Raw genomic sequence first — 18,671 nt, 5'->3', positions numbered from 1 at the left:
TGAAAACCCCCCAGTGCATTTCGTGCAATCGCGCATCTAGTGAGCCCGACCAATAGCACCACTAAATGTGCCAATTCGCACATTATGATCACATGAAAAGTCTTTGAATTTAGGGTATTTTCCGAATTCACAAGCTGTGCTAGCGTCACTTCATAATAATAAGGTCACCGAAAAAATTCGGGGCCAGAGGCAGTAAAAAAAGAGGCAAGCGACGTGGCAAGTCGTCCGGGACAATTGGCCCTAAAGGGGCTGTATCTATTCGCATTCTTGATCGTAACTTTGTTTGCGCCCATCAGCGCAATCGCGGCCCCCTATGCCGCGATGGTGATGGACGCGCGCACCGGCGAGGTTTTGCATTCACGCAACGCCGATACCCGGCTGCATCCGGCATCGCTGACCAAGATGATGACACTATACATCGCATTCCAAGCATTGGAGCGCGGTGAAATCACGCTCGACACCGAAGTTCGGATCAGCCGCAACGCGGCCTCTGAACCGCCGTCGAAGTTGGGTGTACAAGCGGGACAAACCATCCGTCTGCGGTACTTGCTGCGTGCGGCTGCGGTGAAATCAGCCAATGATGCGGCCACCGCCATTGGCGAGGCCATCGCCGGATCAGAAGAAGCCTTTGCCACAAGGATGAACCGCACTGCCCAAGCCATGGGCATGCGCAATACGACGTTCGTGAACGCACATGGTTTGACACAAACCGGGCATATGTCGACCGCGCGCGATATGTCCGTGTTGGGCCGTCACATGATCTATGATTTTCCACAATATTATAACCTGTTTTCACGCCGCACAGCCGATGCAGGTATTGCCACTGTACGCCATACAAACCGCCGTTGGCTTGATAGCTACGAAGGCGGCGACGGCATCAAAACCGGCTACACCCGCGCTGCTGGCTTTAACCTTGTTGCCTCTGCGCAGCGCGGTCAGGAACGTGTAATCGTAACTATGTTTGGCGGATCATCCACCACCGCACGCAACGCCCGTGTGACTGAATTGATGGATATGGGCTTTAACCGTGCACCATCACGCGCCACAATCCGGCGCCCCAATCCACCCGCTGCAATGTTAACCGCAGCACCAGTCCAGCGCCAAACAGCGGTCCGTGTTTCCGGGCTGGTGAGCCGCAGCTTGCGCCCTGTCGCACGTCCGCGCCCCGAAGCACCTGCCCCCGAGGCAGAGGTGCTTGTCGCCACGGCAGATGCCGCGATCATCGATGATGTTCTGAACGACGTGATTAACGCCGCCTTGCTTGAAGCGATGGAAGCGCCCGAACCTGCACCCGCCGCCACGGCCCAGGCAGCAGCCCCCACCGCGCCAGCGCCGCAGACGCTTATTGCTGCGGATACGCCAACCGTCACGCCGCATCTGCGGCCAGCAAGCATCAGCGGCACCACTGTTGCCGCGGCCCCAGCAGTAGAACCCGCCGTGGTCACCGCAGAGGCGGAACCCGAAGTGGTCACCCGCATCTCGACCTCTGGCGGACGGCATTGGGGCGTGAACGTTGGCCGGTATAACAGCCGCTATGACGCAGAACGGGTACTGCTCCGCGTTGCGCTTAACGAAATGAGCACGCTGGACGGGGCTTTGCGCCGTGTTGTGCAGCGTTCTGGTGGGTTTGACGCGAACTTCATGGGGCTCAGCCGCGAAGGCGCTGACCTTGCGTGCCGCAGGCTGCAAGCGCGCGGCACGACATGTTTCATGATCGGATCAGAAGGCTAACGCCCAGCAGGACGCCGTTTGCAGCGGCGTCCTTTAGCGGCAGTATTCGCCTGTGTGCAACGCGCCATCATTTGTTACGGTCTGCGTCTCAAAGTTATAGCAGCCTTCGGTTTCTGAGGGCGCGTAACGGATAAAATACGCTTCGCCTTTATAACTGTAGTCCATGCTGCGCTGACCACCCGCACCCTCAGAGAATACAAGCCCTTCTACACCACCTTGTGGTGGGCGACCGGGTGCCGCCCCGCCGCCACCCTCTGTGACAATCGGGCTGACACGTGGCAACCTGTCAAAATCGGCTACCTCGCCCATCAGACACTGCACAATATAGGGGGCATCTGCCGAGGTATGATAGCGATATCCGAAGGTGCCATCGGTCTGCCCATTACAAACGTCGAGATCGCCTTGCGCGATCACTGAGCCATCTGGGTTCGTATCACCGTAGATGGGAAAGCCATCGAAACCCCAGCCAATGATCGCATCAGGACCTGCATTCTCCATCTGCGCAATCATGCAAACGGGGGACGCATGGTAATGGTAATCATCGCCGCGCCCTGCATGGCCGCCACAAACATCGAGCTGCCCAGTCTGCACGGTATCGTGCTGGGCTTGATGATGGGCCAGATCAGCCTGTGTCATCTCACCGCCACCCGTATAGTCGTAAATCGGCACCCCATTCACCGCAACACCAAGCGCCGCATCGCGCGTCAGCGGTGTGTCGCCCAAAACGGGCGTAAGGATAACTGGGGCAGCATAATCTGCCGGGATAGGCACCTGTTCATTCGTGCCAGTGATTCCTGTCATCAGATCATGATCAGGATAGGTATCTGAGGTAATCAGCGCGTGGCTGTCCGAACATGTCACCGTGACACTGTCATCAAACCCCGCCTCTGCGACCGTGTCCACGACGGCTGTACAATGATCCTCATGGGCGTGTGCAGCGGTTGCCGTGCCGACGGTCAAACACGCCGCCGCGATCATGACGCCAGAGCGGCTCATTCGACCGTCAAACGGCATAGAACTGTGTTGCTTTGTTCAAGATCAGGGCCCCAAATAAGTTCAGCCGTCTCATCCCAGTTGATTTCATCATAGCCCATTTTGGGATCGACAGCGTTTTCGCTAAAAACATCCGCCTGGGGCCAATCGCTTGCATCAAATCCGGCGAGGTCCCAACCAGCGGGCTCGTTCGACGATTCAAATCCACATACGCCTTCGCCCGCAACAGGGTTGGCTTCGGTCTCGCAGGATTTATCAAGCGGGGCTGTATGGATCACCAGGCACTGCCATTCAGCATTGCTGACCGCAACCGTGTCGCCTGCCGCATCCATGATCTGCACAATAACGCCGCCATCCCCCATCTGCTGCCGACGTGTGCCGATATATTCGAGTCCCGTATCGTTTTCTTTGAAATCTTTCGCGACCAGCCCAATCGTGAAAGGGAGCTCGGCTTCAAAGGTAAAACTCTCGGCGTTGAAAGAACGTTCGGTGGTGATCGGAACGCTGTCTTCGGCGACTTGCACGCCATCAATCCGCATTTCAAACCAATTGTCGGCCCAAACATCCGCGCTGTAAGATTCCGCAAAAAGCGCCCCGGTCGAAAGCGGGATCAAAGCGAGGGGATAAATAAATTTGCGCATAGCGGGCTCCTTTTGAGTAATACCTTCCCTCTTTAACGGGAAAACCGCGATTTTCCGACGCAAATGTTTTTCAAACAACCTTCCCTTCAAACGCCGCGGCCATGAGCGCACGGGTGTATTCAGATTGCGGGTTTTCAAAGATCGCTTGCGCATCCCCGGTTTCAACGACATCGCCCTGTTTCATCACCATCACTTTGTGTGACAGTGCGCGCACAACTTTGAGATCGTGGCTGATAAACAGATAAGCCAACCCATATTTTTGCTGCAAGTCTCGGAGCAACTGCACGATTTGCACCTGCACCGTCATATCCAAAGCACTGGTCGGTTCGTCGAGGATCAATAGCTTGGGTCGTAAAATCATTGCACGGGCAATGGCGATCCGCTGACGTTGGCCACCAGAAAATTCATGCGGGTAGCGGTCCATCGTGGCCGGGTCCAACCCCACCTCTTGCATGATCTCATGGACCATATCGCGGCGATTGCGGCCCGGATCAACGCCATGCACGCCCAAGCCCTCGGCGATGATTTCCGCCACGGTCATGCGCGGACTTAACGATCCGTAAGGGTCTTGGAACACAATCTGCATATCGCTGCGCAGTGGGCGCATCTGTTTGGGGCTGTACGCGTGGATATCCGTGCCTTGGAACGCAATCTTTCCTTCGGAGCGGATCAGCCGCATCACGGCCAGCGCGAGCGTGGTTTTGCCTGACCCGCTTTCGCCGACAACACCCAAGGTTTCGCCCGCACGGATGGTCAATGTCGCCGCGTTCACCGCTTTGACATGGTCGACAGTGCGTCGCAAAAGCCCCGCATGGATCGGAAACCAGATACGCGTTTGTTCCGTCTCTAAGACGACAGGCGCGTTTTCAGGGACTTGCGCAGGCTGTCCCGTCGATTCAGCCGCCAAAAGCGATTGCGTATAAGGATGCTGCGGGTTTGCGAAAATCTCAGCCGTTGGGCCAGCTTCGACGATCTCCCCGTCTTTCATCACACAAACCCGGTCCGCAATTTTGCGTACGATCGTCAAGTCATGGGTGATGAACAGCATCGACATGCCTTCATCGCGCTTGAGTTCAGCCAGTAGTTCCAAAATCTGCGCCTGAATGGTGACATCAAGCGCGGTGGTGGGTTCATCCGCGATCAGCAAATCCGGCCCGTTCGCGAGCGCCATCGCAATCATCACCCGCTGGCGTTGCCCGCCCGACAGCTGATGCGGATAAGCGTTCAGGCGGCTTTCGGCATTGCGAATACCGACGCGTTCCAGCAATTGCAAAATCCGGTCGCGCACGGCTGGCCCACGGATGCCTTGGTGCAGTTCAATGCTTTCGCCCAGTTGTTTTTCAAGCGTGTGCAACGGGTTGAGCGAGGTCATCGGTTCTTGGAAGATAAAGCTGATGTCGTTACCACGAACGGCCCGCAGCGCACGTTCATCCGCGCCGACCATTTCTGCGCCACCGTATGTGATCGATCCGGCCATGACCGCGCTTTCGTCAAGCAGCTGTACCGTTGACAAGGCCGTCACCGATTTGCCCGACCCGGATTCACCAACCAGAGCAACAGTTTCACCTTTGTGCACCTGAAACGACACGCCACGCACAGCATGGGTCACACCGCCGTCTTGGCGAAACGCCACACGTAGGTCGCGGACATCTAAAACAGTGCTCATTTTACCGCCCCGCTATCGCCGCCAAAGGGCAGATCAGCCGTATCAACCTTACCATCTGCAACAAATGTTTTACGCGGATCAAACGCATCGCGGACGCCTTCAAAGATAAACACCAGTAGCGACAGCATCACCGCAAATGTGAAAAACGCGGTAAAACCCAGCCAAGGGGCTTGCAGATTTTGTTTGGCTTGTAGGGTCATTTCGCCGAGTGACGGCGCGGAGGACGGCAAGCCGAAACCGAGAAAATCAAGTGACGCCAACGTCGCAATCGCACCCGTCACCAAAAATGGCAACATTGTCACCGTGGCGACCATCGCGTTGGGCAGCATGTGCCGGAACATGATCGTACGGTCACGCACCCCCAAGGCCTTGGCGGCGCGTACATATTCCAGATTGCGGGCGCGTAAGAATTCGGCGCGCACAACACCCACCAGCGTAGGCCAGCCAAATAGCACGGTTAAGAACACCAGCAGCCAAAAACTGCGGCCCAAGATCGCAAACACAATGATGATCACATAAAGCGATGGGGTTCCGGTCCAAATTTCGATAAACCGTTGAAAAATAAGGTCAGTCCAGCCACCAAAATACCCCTGCACGGCGCCAGCAATGATACCCAAGACAGACGACGCAATTGTCACCATCAGGGCAAAGGCAATCGACAAGCGGAAACCATAGATGACCCGCGCCACGACATCACGTTTGGTGTCATCTGTGCCGAGCCAATTGTCGGCGCTTGGCGGTGCTGGGGCAACGCCAGCGACATCGACAATCGTGTCATAGGAATAGCGGATCGGTGGCCAGATCATCCAGCCCTTAGCAAAATCGCCTTCAACTGTGTCACCATTTGCCACAGCATCGGTCAACGCCTCCGGTGTGTCGAAACAGGCGTCCAGCCCGCCCGTGACAATCAAGCATTCGACTTCCGCATCCTTATAGGCGGCTTCGGTCGGAAAATCGCCACCGAAATCGCGCTCTGAGTAGAAGTTGAAAATCGGCATGTGCAGTTCGCCGCGGTAGCTGACCACGATGGGTTTATCATTGGCAACGAATTCAGCCATCAATGACACACCGAACAAAATGCCAAAGATAATCAACGACCAAACCGCACGACGGTTGCGTTTGAAATTGCGCCAGCGGCGTTGGTTTAGGGGCGACAACATCTTCATCCGCGGGCCTCAAAATCAATCCGGGGATCCACAAACACATAGGTCAAATCGGTGATGATCCCCACCACAAGCCCAATCAGGGAAAAGGCAAATAGGGTCCCAAAGACCACCGGATAATCGCGCGCGACCGCTGCCTCAAAGCCCAAGCGCCCTAGCCCATCAAGCGAAAACAGTGTTTCGATGATCAGCGACCCGCCAAAGAACACGCCGATAAACAATGCGGGAAAGCCCGAAATCACGATCAGCATCGCGTTGCGAAAGACGTGGCCATATAGGATTTTGCGCTCTGACAGACCTTTGGCCTTGGCGGTGATGACGTATTGTTTTTTGATTTCATCCAAGAAGCTGTTCTTGGTGAGCAAGGTCAGCGTCGCAAAGGCCGAAATGGTCGAAGCAAAAACTGGCAAGGCGATGTGCCACAGGTAATCGATCACTTTGCCGATCAGGCTAAGCTGATCAAAGTCGGTCGATGTGAGCCCACGCAGCGGAAATAGGCGCCAATATGACCCGCCTGCGAACAGCACGACCAACAAGATCGCAAACAAGAAACCGGGGATCGCGTAGCCAATGATGATCGCCCCCGATGTCCATGTGTCAAAGGCTGATCCATCGCGCACCGCTTTTTTGATGCCCAGCGGGATCGACACGAAATAGGCGATCAACGTCGACCAAAGCCCCAGCGTGATCGAGACCGGCATCTTTTCCATCACCAAATCAAACACGCTGATCGACCGGAAATAGCTTTCACCGAAGTCAAATCGCATATAGTTCCAGATCATGTTCAGGAACCGTTCCAACGGCGGTTTATCAAACCCAAACTCGCGCTCAAGCTCGGCGATAAATTCGGGCGGCAACCCGCGTCCGCCGACATATTCGCTCTCGGATTCGCCGCCAAAATCGGCGTCGCCCCCGCCGCCCGCGATGCCCTCAAAAACATCGCCATTGCCTTCGAGGTTGGCAAGGATCTGTTCAATCGGCCCACCGGGAACAAATTGGATTAAGGCAAAGTTGACAATCATAATCCCCAGCAAGGTGGGAATGATCAGCAAAAGCCGTCGTAAGATATAGGCGCCCATGTCAGAGAACTACTGAAACGCGCCAGCGGCAGCAAGCGCATCCGCTTTGTCTTGATTGATCCACCAGTAATCCAGATAGCCAAGGCCGAATTCGGGCAGGTTTTCAGGGTGTTCGTACATGTCGTAATATGCGACCCAATTTTTACCTAAATACCATGTCGGCACGATGAAATATTCATAGCGCATAACCCGATCAATTGCACGAACGGCCGCAGACATTTCTTCGTAATCCTCGGCCCCGGTGACAAATTTTGCTAATTCTTCAAAGGCTTCTGAACAATACCCCGCCGGATTAAAAACATCGTCCTTATCGTCACAGCCGAATTTCTGTTCGATACCCCGCCCTTCGACAAGACCGTTCACATAGTAGCCGAACATCATGTCGAAATCGTTTTCTTGCGTGCGGGCTTGATATTGCGAGGGGTCAACGCGGTTGTATGTGATATTCACCCCAAGCCGTTGCAGATTTTCGATATAGGGGTTGATGATCCGGTCAAAGCTTTGACGCGTTTCCAAAAATTCGATGTCGAGCGTATCGCCATTTGCATCGCGCAGCAGCCCATCATCGCCAGACGTGAACCCGGCCGCTTCCATCAACACAAGCGCCTGACGCAGGTTGTTTCGGTCCAACGCGCGTGTTCCGCTTTCGTGTGGCAGTAACGCATCTTGGGTAAAAATCTCTGTTGGAAGAAATTCACGCACCGTTTCTAGCATTTCCAATTCGCGCCCTTCGGGGAGGCCAGCCGCCTTGAGCCGGTCGTTTTCCCAAAAGCTTTCGCGCTGCTGGAACAGCCCGTATTGCAAATTGGTGTTGGTCCAGTTGAAGTTAAACATCAGCCCCAGCGCCCGGCGGACATTGCGGTCTTGGAGCTTTTCGCGGCGCAAGTTGAAGACAAATCCAGTGGCTGCGGGCAACGTCCCGTCGTCAAGCGTATCCCGCACGACCCACCCATTGTCGATCGCCGGGAATTCATAAGAGGTCGCCCAGTTCAGCGAACTATTTTCGCGGCGGAACGTGAATTCACCCGCCTTAAAGGCCTCAAACGCGGCCGAGGTATCAGCGAAATATTCAATCCGGATCGAATCGTAATTGCCACGGCCGACATTGATTGGCACGTCTTGCCCCCAATAGTCAGGATTGCGCACATAGGTCAGCTGGCGGCCGGGATCGATTGTGCCGACCATATATTCGCCCGTGCCCGGCGATGTTTCCATCCGGGCTTCATCCAGACGCGCGCCCGTTTCTTCGAACCATGCTTTGGACATCACGATTTGGCTGGCCATTTGCGACACGCGCCCCCGTTCGGGCGCGTCATCCGCAAAGGTGAATTTCACCGTGTAATCATCAATCGCTTCATAGGCTTCGACCAGTTGCACAATCCCCGCGCGGTAGGATGGTGTTGCCTGTTCGCGCAATAATTCATGGGTATAGATCACATCATGCGCAGTCATCGGCGTGCCATTCGAGAACGTCACATCATCACGCAGGTGGAAAATGACCCAAGACTGATCTTCGGGGTATTCCAGCGTTGTGCACAGCAGGCAATATTCTGACCCGACCTCATCTTCGGTGCCCGTCATGATCCGTTCGTAAATCATCGACGACATCGCACCCGGCGATCCGCTGAGCGTCGCGAATGGGTTCATATTATCAAACGTGCCGCTGGCAGAAATACTGACCTCGCCGCCGATAGGCGCATTAGGATTCACATAGTCGAGATGCGTGAAATCAGCCGCATATTTCAACGTGCCGTATTCGTTGTACCCATGGCTTTGGATGACCGTATCGTGACTTTCGGCGCGCAAGGTATTCGCACCAAACACCGTCGCAAGCCCGACAATACCGCCAGCAAGTAACCGCGCTAACGTTGCGGATTCATCTGCAGGTTTCAAGGCAATAGCCTTTGCTTGGGTGCGGTTTGGCATCATTGTCTCCGATAGCAATCAGTTGCCGCAAGGCTACGTGACACTCTGGTAAACATTCAAGTTGAGATTGCGTGATCACGCCGTGTTCAACAGTATTTCCCAACAAAAAAGGCCGCCCCAAGCTGGAACGGCCTCTGCATTGTGCATTCTCATGCAGGATTAGTCGTCAAGACTATCCAAATAGGCGATCAGGTTCGCGCGATCTTCGATCTTGCGTACGCCGTTAAAGTTCATCGCTGTTCCCGGTGCAAAACCACTAGGGCGTTCGAGGAAGTCGTTGAGGTGATCCGCGTTCCAAACATCAGCAACCGCAACAAGCGAGCCAGAATAGCCAAATCCGTCTTCGGCACCAACGGTACGGCCAACAACACCATAAAGCGATGGGCCAATGCCGTGCTCACCAGGCTCTACAGAGTGGCAAGCTTTACAAGGGCGAAATTCGCCTTCGCCGTCAGCCGCACTCGCAGATGCCATGATGACTGAAAAGTCGACTTCTTCGACAACTTCTTCGCTGTGATCGTCGCCTTCGACTTCGATGATGTAGGCTTGTTCGTGGTGGTCGCCGTGGCCGCCCCCGGTAGCGTAAATCAAATCAGCGGCCCAGCCGCCCAGCAAGAATACAAGAAACGTCCCGCAAAGGCCGCCGATTACTTTCGTCAAAGTCATTGTGTCGAACATGTCGCGTTCCATTCAGTTCACAGATTTATCGCTATCTATCCGCTTCCCATACCCGGTTGCAAGGTATACTGCCGCGACCAATCGCCCATTTTTGAACTCTGTCGTCGGGAGGGGACGCATATGACCCAAAAAATCGCATTCCAAGGCGAGCTTGGCGCCTATGGCCACCAAGCCTGTGCAGACGCGCGCCCTGAATTTGATCCCCTGCCCTGCCCGACATTTGATGATGCGATTGAAGCCGTGCGCAGTGGTGCGGCCGATCTTGGCATGATTGCTGTTGAAAATTCCACCTATGGTCGGGTTGCTGACGTGCATTCGCTTTTGCCCGAAAGCGGTTTACATATCGTTGATGAAACCTTTGTCCGCGTCCATGTGAACCTTTTGGGTAAAAAAGCGGCAAAACTATCCGACATCAAAGAAGCGCACGGGCATCCGGTTATTTTGCCACAATGTGGGGTTTTCTTGCGTGAAAATAACATCGTCGGCCATACGAGCACCGACAATGCCCGCGCCGCACGTGAAGTCGCCGCAGGCGATGACATCACGGTAGCAGCGCTCGCGTCTGAATTGGCCGCAGAAATCTACGACCTCAAGGTCGTCGCCCGCCACATCGAAGATCACGACCGTAACACAACGCGTTTCTTGATCATGGCGCGTGAACCCGATACCCGCAGGCGCGGTAAATACGGCATGGTAACGAGCTTCGTTTTTCGCGTCCGCAACATTCCGGCCGCACTGTATAAAGCGATGGGTGGCTTTGCGACCAATGGGGTCAACATGACCAAGCTCGAAAGCTATATGGTTGATGGCACTTTCACCGCGACGCAGTTCTACGCCGAAATCGAAGGGCATACTGACGACCACAATGTCCAACTTGCGTTTGAAGAGCTGGACTATTTCACAGATAAACTGCACGTGATGGGTGTTTATCCAGCCGCCGCACGGCGGCACGAAAAATAGCTATTGCCCCTTACGGTAGGCGTCTTCGGTTTCTTCAGAAAATTCAAGGACACGCGCGCGGAACCGTTTGGAGAGCTTCGCCTTCGCCAGTTTCATTGATTGCAGGATAAGCCGTGAGGTCATTGATTTTGCGCGCAAATCCAACCCAACGATGATCCGTGTGCGATTCGGGGAGAGCGCAACAAGCTCAACCTCTGTGGTAAAAGTCATCCCATCTGACGCACCCAAAACCTGATAGAAATTTGGGTCATCAAGCGTGGACAATGTCGCATCAAGCGCGCGATTTCGGCCCCGGAACTTGAAAGCGACCTGCCATTGTGACCCCGGTTTAACCGGGCCGTCGTCACCCCGCGTGACCTGCACACCATGCCGCAACGCGCGTCGTTCAAACGCCGCAAAATCGCTGACGCGCGCAAACGTATCGGCGATCGGAACTTCAATATCCTCGCGTGTGCTAAATTTCATCTGCTGCGCCTTTTACGACTATCTTAGATTAGATTGGTTAATCAAATCGATCCGCCAACCAATTTTCTAGCAAAAAATGTGCAATTGCACCTTTGCGGGCGGGCAAGATTTCGGGGTGCTGCCCAGCAAATACCTGCGCAACCTCTTCGCGGGTCACCCAACGCGCATCTTCGATCTCGGATGGGTCGATCGTAATCTCAGTACTGGTGGCATCGCCCGCGCATCCAAACATCAATGACGCCGGAAACGGCCAAGGTTGACTGGCCAAATACCGCACTTCACCAACGCTTACCCCTGCTTCTTCAAGCACTTCGCGGCGCACGGCGGCTTCAATTGTCTCGCCGGGTTCAACAAAGCCCGCGAGCAAAGAATACATGCCTTCGGGCCAGCCCGGTGACCGCCCCAACAAGACAGAATTCCCATGCGTAATCAGCATGATCACAACCGGGTCTGTGCGCGGAAAATGATGCCCACCGCAAGCTGGACAATCGCGCTGCCAACCGCCCATCGCCATTTGGCTTTCGTGGCCGCAGATTGCGCAAAACCGGTGTGATTTATGCCAACCAAGCACCGCACGCGCTGTCGCCGCCAATTCAGCATCACGCGGGTTTAGCCGCGTCATAATCGCCCGCAGTTCAACAAATTGCGCGTCCTCTACCGCCGGGTGTTCCTGCTGCGAGGCATCAAGAAAACTGTCCAGTGATTCGCCGCCGTAGGCCTGCGGGGTCCACGCCGACAGGTCCGCGGCAAAGGTGGGCCCCGTTTCTTGGCCCAAGAAAATCATATCCGGGCTTGCATCGGTTAGGATCGGATGGCCAGGCGAAACACGGATCAATGTGCCTTCGCCCACCAACGGTTTGCCGCGCCAAAGCAAAATAATCTGCGCATCATCTTGCTGCGCGAGCACGCCGGCCTGCGTGCGCAACTGTGCTGCGCGGTCAAGCCCGGACCCTCCGAATGTCACTGTCTCTGCAATTCTCATGCCCCTGAAATGGCATGCGCACCCAGAAAGTTCAAACGCTTCTATCGACCAGCCCGCATTGCCACGCTGACCGCTTGCACTGCCCGCCCTTGCGCCTTATATAGAGGGGGAGAGGTTGGCGCGGGCGAGTGCCTCGCCAACCTGGTCAGGTCCGGAAGGAAGCAGCCACAACGAGCCCCACTTGGGTCGATGTCCAACCTCTCACCTCAGTGGTTTTACGCAAGTAATATCACGTCACGCGACAGAGTGAAATCATGAAGTGATTTGGCGGAATCGCAACGCTATGACCCACAAGGAGGACAATTATGTTTGTGTTATCGTCTCTCCCGGTTTGGGTGCGCTGAAGATATTCCGTTCCCTCGTCCGGTTCCCACTGATAGCCTATGCCTATCAGCCAACGCATTGCCTTTGACGAGGACATTCCATTGACAGACCTTACCCGCGACGCCCTTGGCTGGTCGCCCTTCTTTATGTCTCAGCTTGATATAGACGAGCTTGAAACCTTAACACCCGCCCGCATTGCCACCGTTCACAGAGACCGCGTTGTCGGATTTTCCGAGATAGGGAGCCTTGAACTGACGCTTGATCCTCAAATCACTACCGCCGAAGTGGCGGTGGGTGATTGGGTGCTCGCCGCCCCTGCACAACATCGCCTGACCCGGGTGCTAGAGCGTAAGACTGAACTGTCACGCAGCACCGAATTTCACACGGGCGATAAACAGTTGATCGCGGCCAACCTTGACACATTGTTCATTACAAGTTCGTGCAACAATGATTTCAACGTGGCACGGCTAGAACGCTACCTCGCGTTAGCGCATGACGCGATGGTGACGCCGGTGATTTTGCTGACCAAAGCGGATCAATGTGACGATCCTGACGCCTACGTTGATCAGGCGCGTGCCTTGGGGCGCGGGCTAGAGGTGATCGCGCTAGATGCGAAAACGCAAGACGTCGCCGCGATACTCGCCCCTTGGTGCGGCAAGGGGCAAACGGTTGCACTGGCAGGATCATCAGGCGTCGGGAAGACCACCGTGGCGAATGCGCTCACCGGTGGGCAGGCTGCCACCCAAGGTATTCGCGAAGATGACGCACGCGGGCGGCACACCACCACGGGGCGGTCGCTTCATGCGATTCCCTCAGGTGGTTGGCTCATCGATACGCCGGGGATGCGCGGGTTGGGATTGGCCGAAGCCGCCTTTGGCATCGATGCGACATTCCCCGAAATCTCGGAACTCGTGAACCAATGCAAATTCCGCGATTGCGCGCATGAAAGTGAGCCGGGCTGCGCCGTTCAAGCGGCCATTGCGGCGAGGGATATTGACCCCGAACGCCTGCGTCGGTTCAAGAAGCTCAAACGTGAAAACACCCATGCGACCGAAACAATCGCGCAATCGCGCGAGCGGGCCAAGAAATTCGCTAAGGGTGTAAAGCGGGCAATCAAGAAAAAGGGGCGCTGATCGGCGATGGGCAATCAAATAATCGCACTATTGGCCTCTGCGGACGAAAACTATGCTGTGCCGATGGCGGTCGCACTGCATTCTGCGCTTTTCCATCTTTCAAAAACGGCACGCGCCGAAGTGTTTATCGCCGATAGCGGGATTACACCCGCGACGAAGGCGCGCTGCGCAAAAACCCTGCGCGCGGCGCATCCGAATATGGATCTCCATTGGTATCGGCCCGACCTGTCAGAGTTTGCAGGAATTGATGGCGGGCACCTGACTGAGGCCACGTTCAGCCGCATTTTTGTCAGTGAAATCGTCCCAGAAGACATCGACCGCGTGCTTTATATTGATTGCGATGTGGTCGTGGGGGACGATATTTCGAAACTTTGGGACATCGACATGACAGGCACGGCATTTATGTGCGCGCTTGATGGGCCAGGCGATACCTTTGACATGTATATCCGCGACAAGTTTCCAGAGGTTATAGCGCCACCTGAAACACCGTATTTCAACTCTGGCGTCATGCTCGTTAACCTGCCTGAATGGCGCAGACGCGAAATTATGATCAAAGCGCGTGACTTTATTTCGCGGCACGGGCATGCACTGACCCATATGGATCAATGTGCACTTAACGCCGTAGGTGTCGGGGCTTGGAAGCCGCTTGATGATTGGTGGAATACGCAGGTCGCCTTTAACCTTGGCCGCACGTTGCCCGGCTACGGCATATTGCACTATACTACCCACAAACCATGGGTGCGCAGCGCGCAAACCGCGATGGCTGATCAATATTTTCAAGCCTACCGACGCGCGCGGATTGAGGGGCCTATCATCGATTGGATCAAGACGACTGAGTTAGCTACGGCTCAGGCTTATTGTCATTGGAAAAAACGTGCCGCGCATCGCAGCAGACGTCGGCTGAACCGTTGGATGGGGAACAGCGCTTAACCCTGATACGCCCAAGCAAGCTGCGCCTCAGTCTCAACCGCGCAGGGGCGGATATCACGCAAGCGCGCCAAGGCTGCATCCGGATTTTCACCGGCAGCGATCATCATGCGCAACACCAACATGCCTGACCGCCCGCAGCCGCCCTTGCAATGCACCAACACCCGTTGCCCCAGCGCTAATGGTCTCAAAAGATGCGCAGATACATCGGCCCAATTCATCTGTTCGGGAACACCGAAGTCGGGTACAGGATGGTGCAACCACGGGATGTTATTTTGGGCAAGCCGCGCACCCAAATCGCCTGCGCCGCAGGCGTCCAGTTCTGCTTGCGCGGTCAAGCTACACACGACCGCAGGGCCCCAATCCAACATGTTTTGCACATCGGCCAGATAATCCCCCTGCGCGCCCGGCGCGGGGCAAAGCGCGATGCGCCCAGCCCCCAACGCCAGTTCAAAGATCGCAAAACTAGACAATCCCGTGCTCCACCACTTGTCCGGGATAGGCTTGCGCCCAATCTGCGAGACGTGCCGCGACCGCGGGGTTTCCAGCATGCTTTATCGCTTTGCGTGGCAGGGCAACACCATGCGAGAGCGCCAGATCAAGACAGGCGATGTGGTCGCGAGTTCTATGATCTGGGCAGTTTTCGGACCCGTGAATGATGGTCGTCAGCAACGTCCCGCCAAAGCCATTCACAAAACTTAGATCCGCCCCGAGTTTCAAGAAATATTGCATGGTTTCGGGTAAACCCTGCCAACCCGCTGATTGCACAGGGGTCACACCTTGGGCATCTGGCAGGTCCCAGGGCACACCGATCGCAACAAGCGCCTTCAGATGATCCACTCTATCCGGTGCAAACATGACCTCATGCAAGAGATAGGTAAAGGCAGGCGCGATCTTAGCGGGGTCAACCCAGCGCCCTGCGATATCGTTCCCATCGGCACAATCAGCCAAGAGCTGTTCGACCTTAGACAACGTGCCTATCTCGGAAGTCGCATTTGCAAGTGCCCTGTTCCCAAAAACGCGTGCTGCGGCATAGCTGCTTGCACCTTGATACATCGCGTCTGGATTGGCACCTGCGCGCAACAAAAGCGCGACCATCTCAGCCGAGGATCCACGCCGCGCCGCGTGGTGCAGGGCTGGCATGGTCTCATCTGGTTGTGCGCCCGCCGCGAGCAGCATTTGCACCGCCTCTAGATTGTCAAAATCCATCGCCCGCAGCAACGCATTTGTGCACGCGGGGTTCGCCCCATATTCCAGCAACAAAGCCAGCCCATCAAGATGCCCCAGTTCGGTCGCATGATACAGGCTTTCGCCATCATCGGGGTTCGCACCCTGCGCCAGCAACCATCGCGCAAGCGGCATATTCCCCGCATGGCCCAGCGCACCGTAGAGCGCAGAAAGCAAATGCGGATCACCGGTCTGCGCGGCGTAGCCATCGTTGACATCGGCACCCGCCTCTAACAGCAGATCTGCAATCGCCAACATATCCGCTTCTTTATGAGGCCAAACCGACAGCATCTTGGAAAACGCAAGGTGCAGGATCGGGCGGCGCGGCCCAAGCTTATGTGTCGCGATCTGCGGATCAGCGGCAAGCATGTCACGCACGCCGTCCAGATCATATAGCGCAACCATCAACCCAAAGGCACCCGCCGCAAGATCAGGGGTGTCGCCCATGAGCTGTTCCACGACGCTGGTTTGCCCGTGATAAAGCGCGATTTTTAAACGTTGTTGTTTGGTCGCGCGATCCACGCCTTGGGTTTCCACCGCCGCTTTCAACTGCGGCCAGGTCCCAAAGTCGTTTTCACGCGCAATCACATGTAAAAAGTCAGCCCGTTTCAGCGCGCCTGTACGTGGCCGCAATGAATCAATGCGTGCGATCGCGGCACGGTCACCGGATTGATAGCGTTTTTGTAGGGTTTTCGCCTGTTGACGCAGTGCGTCTAATGTATCGGTCATTGGCTTCCTCACCAGTTCGGCCCGACAGTTCGCTGCTTCGGGCAAATGAGAAAGACCACATCTGTGGGTCGTTCAAGTCTAACGGGTGCTCTGCGCTTTCCGCGAACCAAGGATGCCGCCCGATATCGGCAAGATCAGGTTAGCGGGCGGAAGTGGGAGGTGCAAGGCGAGAGTCCAAGCCCATCGCCAGCATCACGCAATACTATCGTTCTTGCGGTAAGGTACCACGTAGCCGAAGGCTGAGCTCATCGACTTGTTCACGCGACCACTTCGATTGTTTTCTCTGGCTGCTAGCGGGTTGGTGCGACAAGCCAAGCTTCAGCTCATTCCTGTAAGCCTTTTGGGGGCGAATGGGTCGGTTGACGAAACCGCCACCACAGGTCGCACAGACATTATGTAGAATGTTCTCAACGCATTCCGCACAATAGGTGCATTCGTAACTACATATACGCGCCTCGATTGACTCAGGTGGCAAATCTTTGTCGCACCACTCGCAATTTGGTCTCAGTTCAAGCATTGTCACTCTCGTTTTCGATGTCCATCATGTTTAATAAGAACATCATTTCGCACAAAGCAATGACACAGTTTTCACCACTCTTTGGCCAGCCCCTCACCCAACAACCCGAATAAACCCTGCAAGCCCTGTCTTTTGGTGCTCAATCACATGGCAGTGAAACGCCCAGTCGCCGGGGTTGTCCATGACCATGGCGATCTCAATCGTCTCGTCGCGTAGCAGCAGCGCGGTGTCGGTCCAATTGGATGGCAGGTACCGTTTGTTGGAAGAAATGGGGCGGAAAGTCATGCCATGCAGGTGGATAGGATGGTCATTGGGGCTTTCATTGCGCAATCGCAGCACCACGCTTTCGCCCTTTTGGAAGGTCGCCAATGCTGGGGTGTTTTCAGCGGCGTCGCCTTGCCACGGTGTCCGGTTGATCGACCAGAACGAATAGCCAAGCGACCCGCACAACCCATCCACGGGCGGCCCGCCTTCGGGGGTCCAGCCAAAGACAAATTCTTCAACACGTGGCGCCGTCAGGTCAGGTTCGGTCACAGGGTTGGGCAGCAGTTGCGGTGCAGCTGCAAGCACCCGCCCAAGGGGCGCACCCACGCTGCGCAATTGTGCCAAAGCACGCGGCGCACCGGGTGCGTCGGTCAGAACAGTCACCAGCGCCCCTTCGACTGCAGGCATTTTCACGACAATCTCAGCCCGTTGACCGGGTGATAGGACCAGCGGCGTTTCGACGCTTGGGAACGGCACCCCCTCGCGCAGCGGATGCCCATCCATTGCGATCACTTCGCCCGCAGCCCCCTCCAAAATCAATTTATAGATCCGGGTTGTGTCGGTGGCAGCAAGCCGCAGACGGACGAGCCCGCCTGTCGGCACATCATGCCGATCAAGCTGGCTCCAATTGGCTGTCATAACAGTCCCAAATGTCCCTGATCGCGCCGCACCGCGCGGGGTCCAAAGATCAATGAATTCACCTGCACTGTTCAACCGAAAATCACGCAGATTCAAAACAACCTCTGCATCAAAATCAAGCGGATCGGCCTCGTCCACGATCAACACACCCGTCATCCCACGCGCCATTTGATCCATGGTCATGCAGTGCGGATGATACCAATACGTGCCCGCGTCCGTGGGGGTAAAGGCGTAGCGAAACGTTTCATCTTGGGCGATCGGGAATTGCGTCAGGTAAGGGACGCCGTCCATCGCATTTGGCACCCGCAACCCATGCCAATGCATCGCCGTATAATCCGGGGTGGCGTTGGTCACATCAATCGCGAAAGGTTGCCCTTGTGCCATACGAATGACAGGTGGCGGCGCATCTGCATAGGCCGAGACCATCGCCTGCGTCGGTTGATCTAGTACCACGTAGCTTGCGGGTTGAATGGTCAGGCTTTGTACTTGTGCAGAGGCTTGGCGCGGCCATAACCCCGCAGCCCCGATTGCCCCGGCACCCATTGCCCCCATAAATCCACGTCGTGAAATAGTCATCTGTGACATACCTTGTTTCCGTCTTCCTCACATATGCCCCGCCTGCGCCCA

Annotated in this window: 17 protein-coding genes and 1 other RNA gene; 5 read left to right on the top strand and 13 right to left on the bottom strand. The window is 55.8% G+C overall.

Annotated features, from left to right (window positions below; genetic code table 11):
- The first annotated feature begins 213 nt into the window (after positions 1 to 213).
- On the top strand, positions 214 to 1,731 hold the full coding sequence (locus Yoon_RS04380; RefSeq protein WP_370642104.1) for a D-alanyl-D-alanine carboxypeptidase family protein: 1,518 nt from the start codon (positions 214 to 216) through the stop codon (positions 1,729 to 1,731).
- A gap of 33 nt (positions 1,732 to 1,764) precedes the next feature.
- Here the strand turns inward: Yoon_RS04380 and Yoon_RS04375 are convergent, their stop codons facing one another.
- The 7 genes from Yoon_RS04375 to Yoon_RS04345 form a co-directional block, all read right to left on the bottom strand.
- Entirely contained in the window at positions 1,765 to 2,727 is a 963-nt protein-coding gene (locus tag Yoon_RS04375) for a YHYH protein (RefSeq protein WP_238110492.1), read from the bottom strand.
- Positions 2,724 to 3,365: a PEBP family protein gene (locus tag Yoon_RS04370; RefSeq protein WP_238110490.1), complete on the bottom strand. Its 642-nt coding sequence runs from the start codon at positions 3,363 to 3,365 to the stop codon at positions 2,724 to 2,726. Before Yoon_RS04370 ends, Yoon_RS04375 begins: the two co-directional genes overlap by 4 nt.
- Before the next feature lie 70 nt (positions 3,366 to 3,435).
- The gene (locus Yoon_RS04365) at positions 3,436 to 5,031 is read right to left on the bottom strand and encodes an ABC transporter ATP-binding protein (RefSeq protein ID WP_238110488.1); all 1,596 of its coding nucleotides are present in this window, start codon (positions 5,029 to 5,031) and stop codon (positions 3,436 to 3,438) included.
- Positions 5,028 to 6,197 carry an ABC transporter permease gene (locus Yoon_RS04360; protein WP_238110487.1) on the bottom strand — a complete coding sequence of 390 codons (1,170 nt, stop codon included), beginning with the start codon at positions 6,195 to 6,197 and terminating at the stop codon, positions 5,028 to 5,030. Before Yoon_RS04360 ends, Yoon_RS04365 begins: the two co-directional genes overlap by 4 nt.
- A complete protein-coding gene (locus tag Yoon_RS04355; RefSeq protein ID WP_238110486.1) occupies positions 6,194 to 7,273 on the bottom strand; it encodes a microcin C ABC transporter permease YejB in 1,080 nt (359 codons plus the stop codon). The genes Yoon_RS04360 and Yoon_RS04355 overlap by 4 nt, the downstream gene beginning before the upstream one ends.
- Before the next feature lie 9 nt (positions 7,274 to 7,282).
- Entirely contained in the window at positions 7,283 to 9,166 is a 1,884-nt protein-coding gene (locus tag Yoon_RS04350) for an extracellular solute-binding protein (RefSeq protein ID WP_238110485.1), read from the bottom strand.
- A gap of 192 nt (positions 9,167 to 9,358) precedes the next feature.
- Positions 9,359 to 9,877: a cytochrome c family protein gene (locus Yoon_RS04345; protein ID WP_238110484.1), complete on the bottom strand. Its 519-nt coding sequence runs from the start codon at positions 9,875 to 9,877 to the stop codon at positions 9,359 to 9,361.
- 120 nt (positions 9,878 to 9,997) lie between these two features.
- Between Yoon_RS04345 and Yoon_RS04340 the strand changes: the two genes are divergently transcribed.
- Positions 9,998 to 10,837 carry a prephenate dehydratase gene (locus Yoon_RS04340; RefSeq protein WP_238110483.1) on the top strand — a complete coding sequence of 280 codons (840 nt, stop codon included), beginning with the start codon at positions 9,998 to 10,000 and terminating at the stop codon, positions 10,835 to 10,837.
- Here the strand turns inward: Yoon_RS04340 and Yoon_RS04335 are convergent, their stop codons facing one another.
- A complete protein-coding gene (locus Yoon_RS04335; protein ID WP_238110482.1) occupies positions 10,838 to 11,302 on the bottom strand; it encodes an SRPBCC family protein in 465 nt (154 codons plus the stop codon).
- A 37-nt stretch (positions 11,303 to 11,339) separates the two neighbouring features.
- Complete coding sequence (gene nudC, locus Yoon_RS04330) at positions 11,340 to 12,284, bottom strand: NAD(+) diphosphatase (protein WP_238110478.1); 945 nt, start codon at positions 12,282 to 12,284, stop codon at positions 11,340 to 11,342.
- A 108-nt stretch (positions 12,285 to 12,392) separates the two neighbouring features.
- Between nudC and ffs the strand changes: the two genes are divergently transcribed.
- From ffs to Yoon_RS04315, 3 genes are all read left to right on the top strand, one after another.
- An RNA gene (gene ffs, locus Yoon_RS04325) (signal recognition particle sRNA small type) lies at positions 12,393 to 12,491 on the top strand.
- 176 nt (positions 12,492 to 12,667) lie between these two features.
- Positions 12,668 to 13,741 carry a ribosome small subunit-dependent GTPase A gene (rsgA, locus tag Yoon_RS04320; RefSeq protein WP_238110477.1) on the top strand — a complete coding sequence of 358 codons (1,074 nt, stop codon included), beginning with the start codon at positions 12,668 to 12,670 and terminating at the stop codon, positions 13,739 to 13,741.
- Between the two features lie 6 nt (positions 13,742 to 13,747).
- Positions 13,748 to 14,671 carry a glycosyltransferase family 8 protein gene (locus tag Yoon_RS04315; protein ID WP_238110475.1) on the top strand — a complete coding sequence of 308 codons (924 nt, stop codon included), beginning with the start codon at positions 13,748 to 13,750 and terminating at the stop codon, positions 14,669 to 14,671.
- On the opposite strand, the gene Yoon_RS04310 is transcribed toward Yoon_RS04315, so the two are convergent.
- The 4 genes from Yoon_RS04310 to Yoon_RS04295 form a co-directional block, all read right to left on the bottom strand.
- Positions 14,668 to 15,141, bottom strand: coding sequence for a protein-tyrosine phosphatase family protein (locus Yoon_RS04310; RefSeq protein WP_238110473.1), 474 nt, complete (start codon positions 15,139 to 15,141; stop codon positions 14,668 to 14,670). The two genes, Yoon_RS04315 and Yoon_RS04310, sit on opposite strands and share 4 nt — an antisense overlap.
- Positions 15,134 to 16,624, bottom strand: coding sequence for an ankyrin repeat domain-containing protein (locus Yoon_RS04305; protein ID WP_238110471.1), 1,491 nt, complete (start codon positions 16,622 to 16,624; stop codon positions 15,134 to 15,136). The genes Yoon_RS04310 and Yoon_RS04305 overlap by 8 nt, the downstream gene beginning before the upstream one ends.
- Before the next feature lie 202 nt (positions 16,625 to 16,826).
- Entirely contained in the window at positions 16,827 to 17,141 is a 315-nt protein-coding gene (locus Yoon_RS04300) for a DUF1272 domain-containing protein (RefSeq protein ID WP_238110469.1), read from the bottom strand.
- A 93-nt stretch (positions 17,142 to 17,234) separates the two neighbouring features.
- Positions 17,235 to 18,629, bottom strand: coding sequence for a multicopper oxidase family protein (locus Yoon_RS04295; protein WP_238110467.1), 1,395 nt, complete (start codon positions 18,627 to 18,629; stop codon positions 17,235 to 17,237).
- Positions 18,630 to 18,671: the final 42 nt, after the last annotated feature.

This window comes from Yoonia sp. I 8.24 (assembly GCF_022096995.1).
GTDB lineage: Bacteria > Pseudomonadota > Alphaproteobacteria > Rhodobacterales > Rhodobacteraceae > Yoonia.
This window is presented reverse-complemented; position numbering and strand designations above follow the sequence as displayed.

Bases quoted from the DNA above. Each gene is read 5' to 3' on its own strand.
- nudC (WP_238110478.1), bottom strand. From the start codon at position 12,284: ATGAGAATTGCAGAGACAGTGACATTCGGAGGGTCCGGGCTTGACCGC.
- Yoon_RS04300 (WP_238110469.1), bottom strand. From the start codon at position 17,141: ATGCTTGAACTGAGACCAAATTGCGAGTGGTGCGACAAAGATTTGCCA.
- Yoon_RS04370 (WP_238110490.1), bottom strand. From the start codon at position 3,365: ATGCGCAAATTTATTTATCCCCTCGCTTTGATCCCGCTTTCGACCGGG.
- Yoon_RS04375 (WP_238110492.1), bottom strand. From the start codon at position 2,727: ATGAGCCGCTCTGGCGTCATGATCGCGGCGGCGTGTTTGACCGTCGGC.
- Yoon_RS04315 (WP_238110475.1), top strand. From the start codon at position 13,748: ATGGGCAATCAAATAATCGCACTATTGGCCTCTGCGGACGAAAACTAT.
- Yoon_RS04365 (WP_238110488.1), bottom strand. From the start codon at position 5,031: ATGAGCACTGTTTTAGATGTCCGCGACCTACGTGTGGCGTTTCGCCAA.
- rsgA (WP_238110477.1), top strand. From the start codon at position 12,668: ATGCCTATCAGCCAACGCATTGCCTTTGACGAGGACATTCCATTGACA.
- Yoon_RS04305 (WP_238110471.1), bottom strand. From the start codon at position 16,624: ATGACCGATACATTAGACGCACTGCGTCAACAGGCGAAAACCCTACAA.
- Yoon_RS04295 (WP_238110467.1), bottom strand. From the start codon at position 18,629: ATGTCACAGATGACTATTTCACGACGTGGATTTATGGGGGCAATGGGT.
- Yoon_RS04360 (WP_238110487.1), bottom strand. From the start codon at position 6,197: ATGAAGATGTTGTCGCCCCTAAACCAACGCCGCTGGCGCAATTTCAAA.
- Yoon_RS04335 (WP_238110482.1), bottom strand. From the start codon at position 11,302: ATGAAATTTAGCACACGCGAGGATATTGAAGTTCCGATCGCCGATACG.
- Yoon_RS04345 (WP_238110484.1), bottom strand. From the start codon at position 9,877: ATGTTCGACACAATGACTTTGACGAAAGTAATCGGCGGCCTTTGCGGG.
- Yoon_RS04340 (WP_238110483.1), top strand. From the start codon at position 9,998: ATGACCCAAAAAATCGCATTCCAAGGCGAGCTTGGCGCCTATGGCCAC.
- Yoon_RS04355 (WP_238110486.1), bottom strand. From the start codon at position 7,273: ATGGGCGCCTATATCTTACGACGGCTTTTGCTGATCATTCCCACCTTG.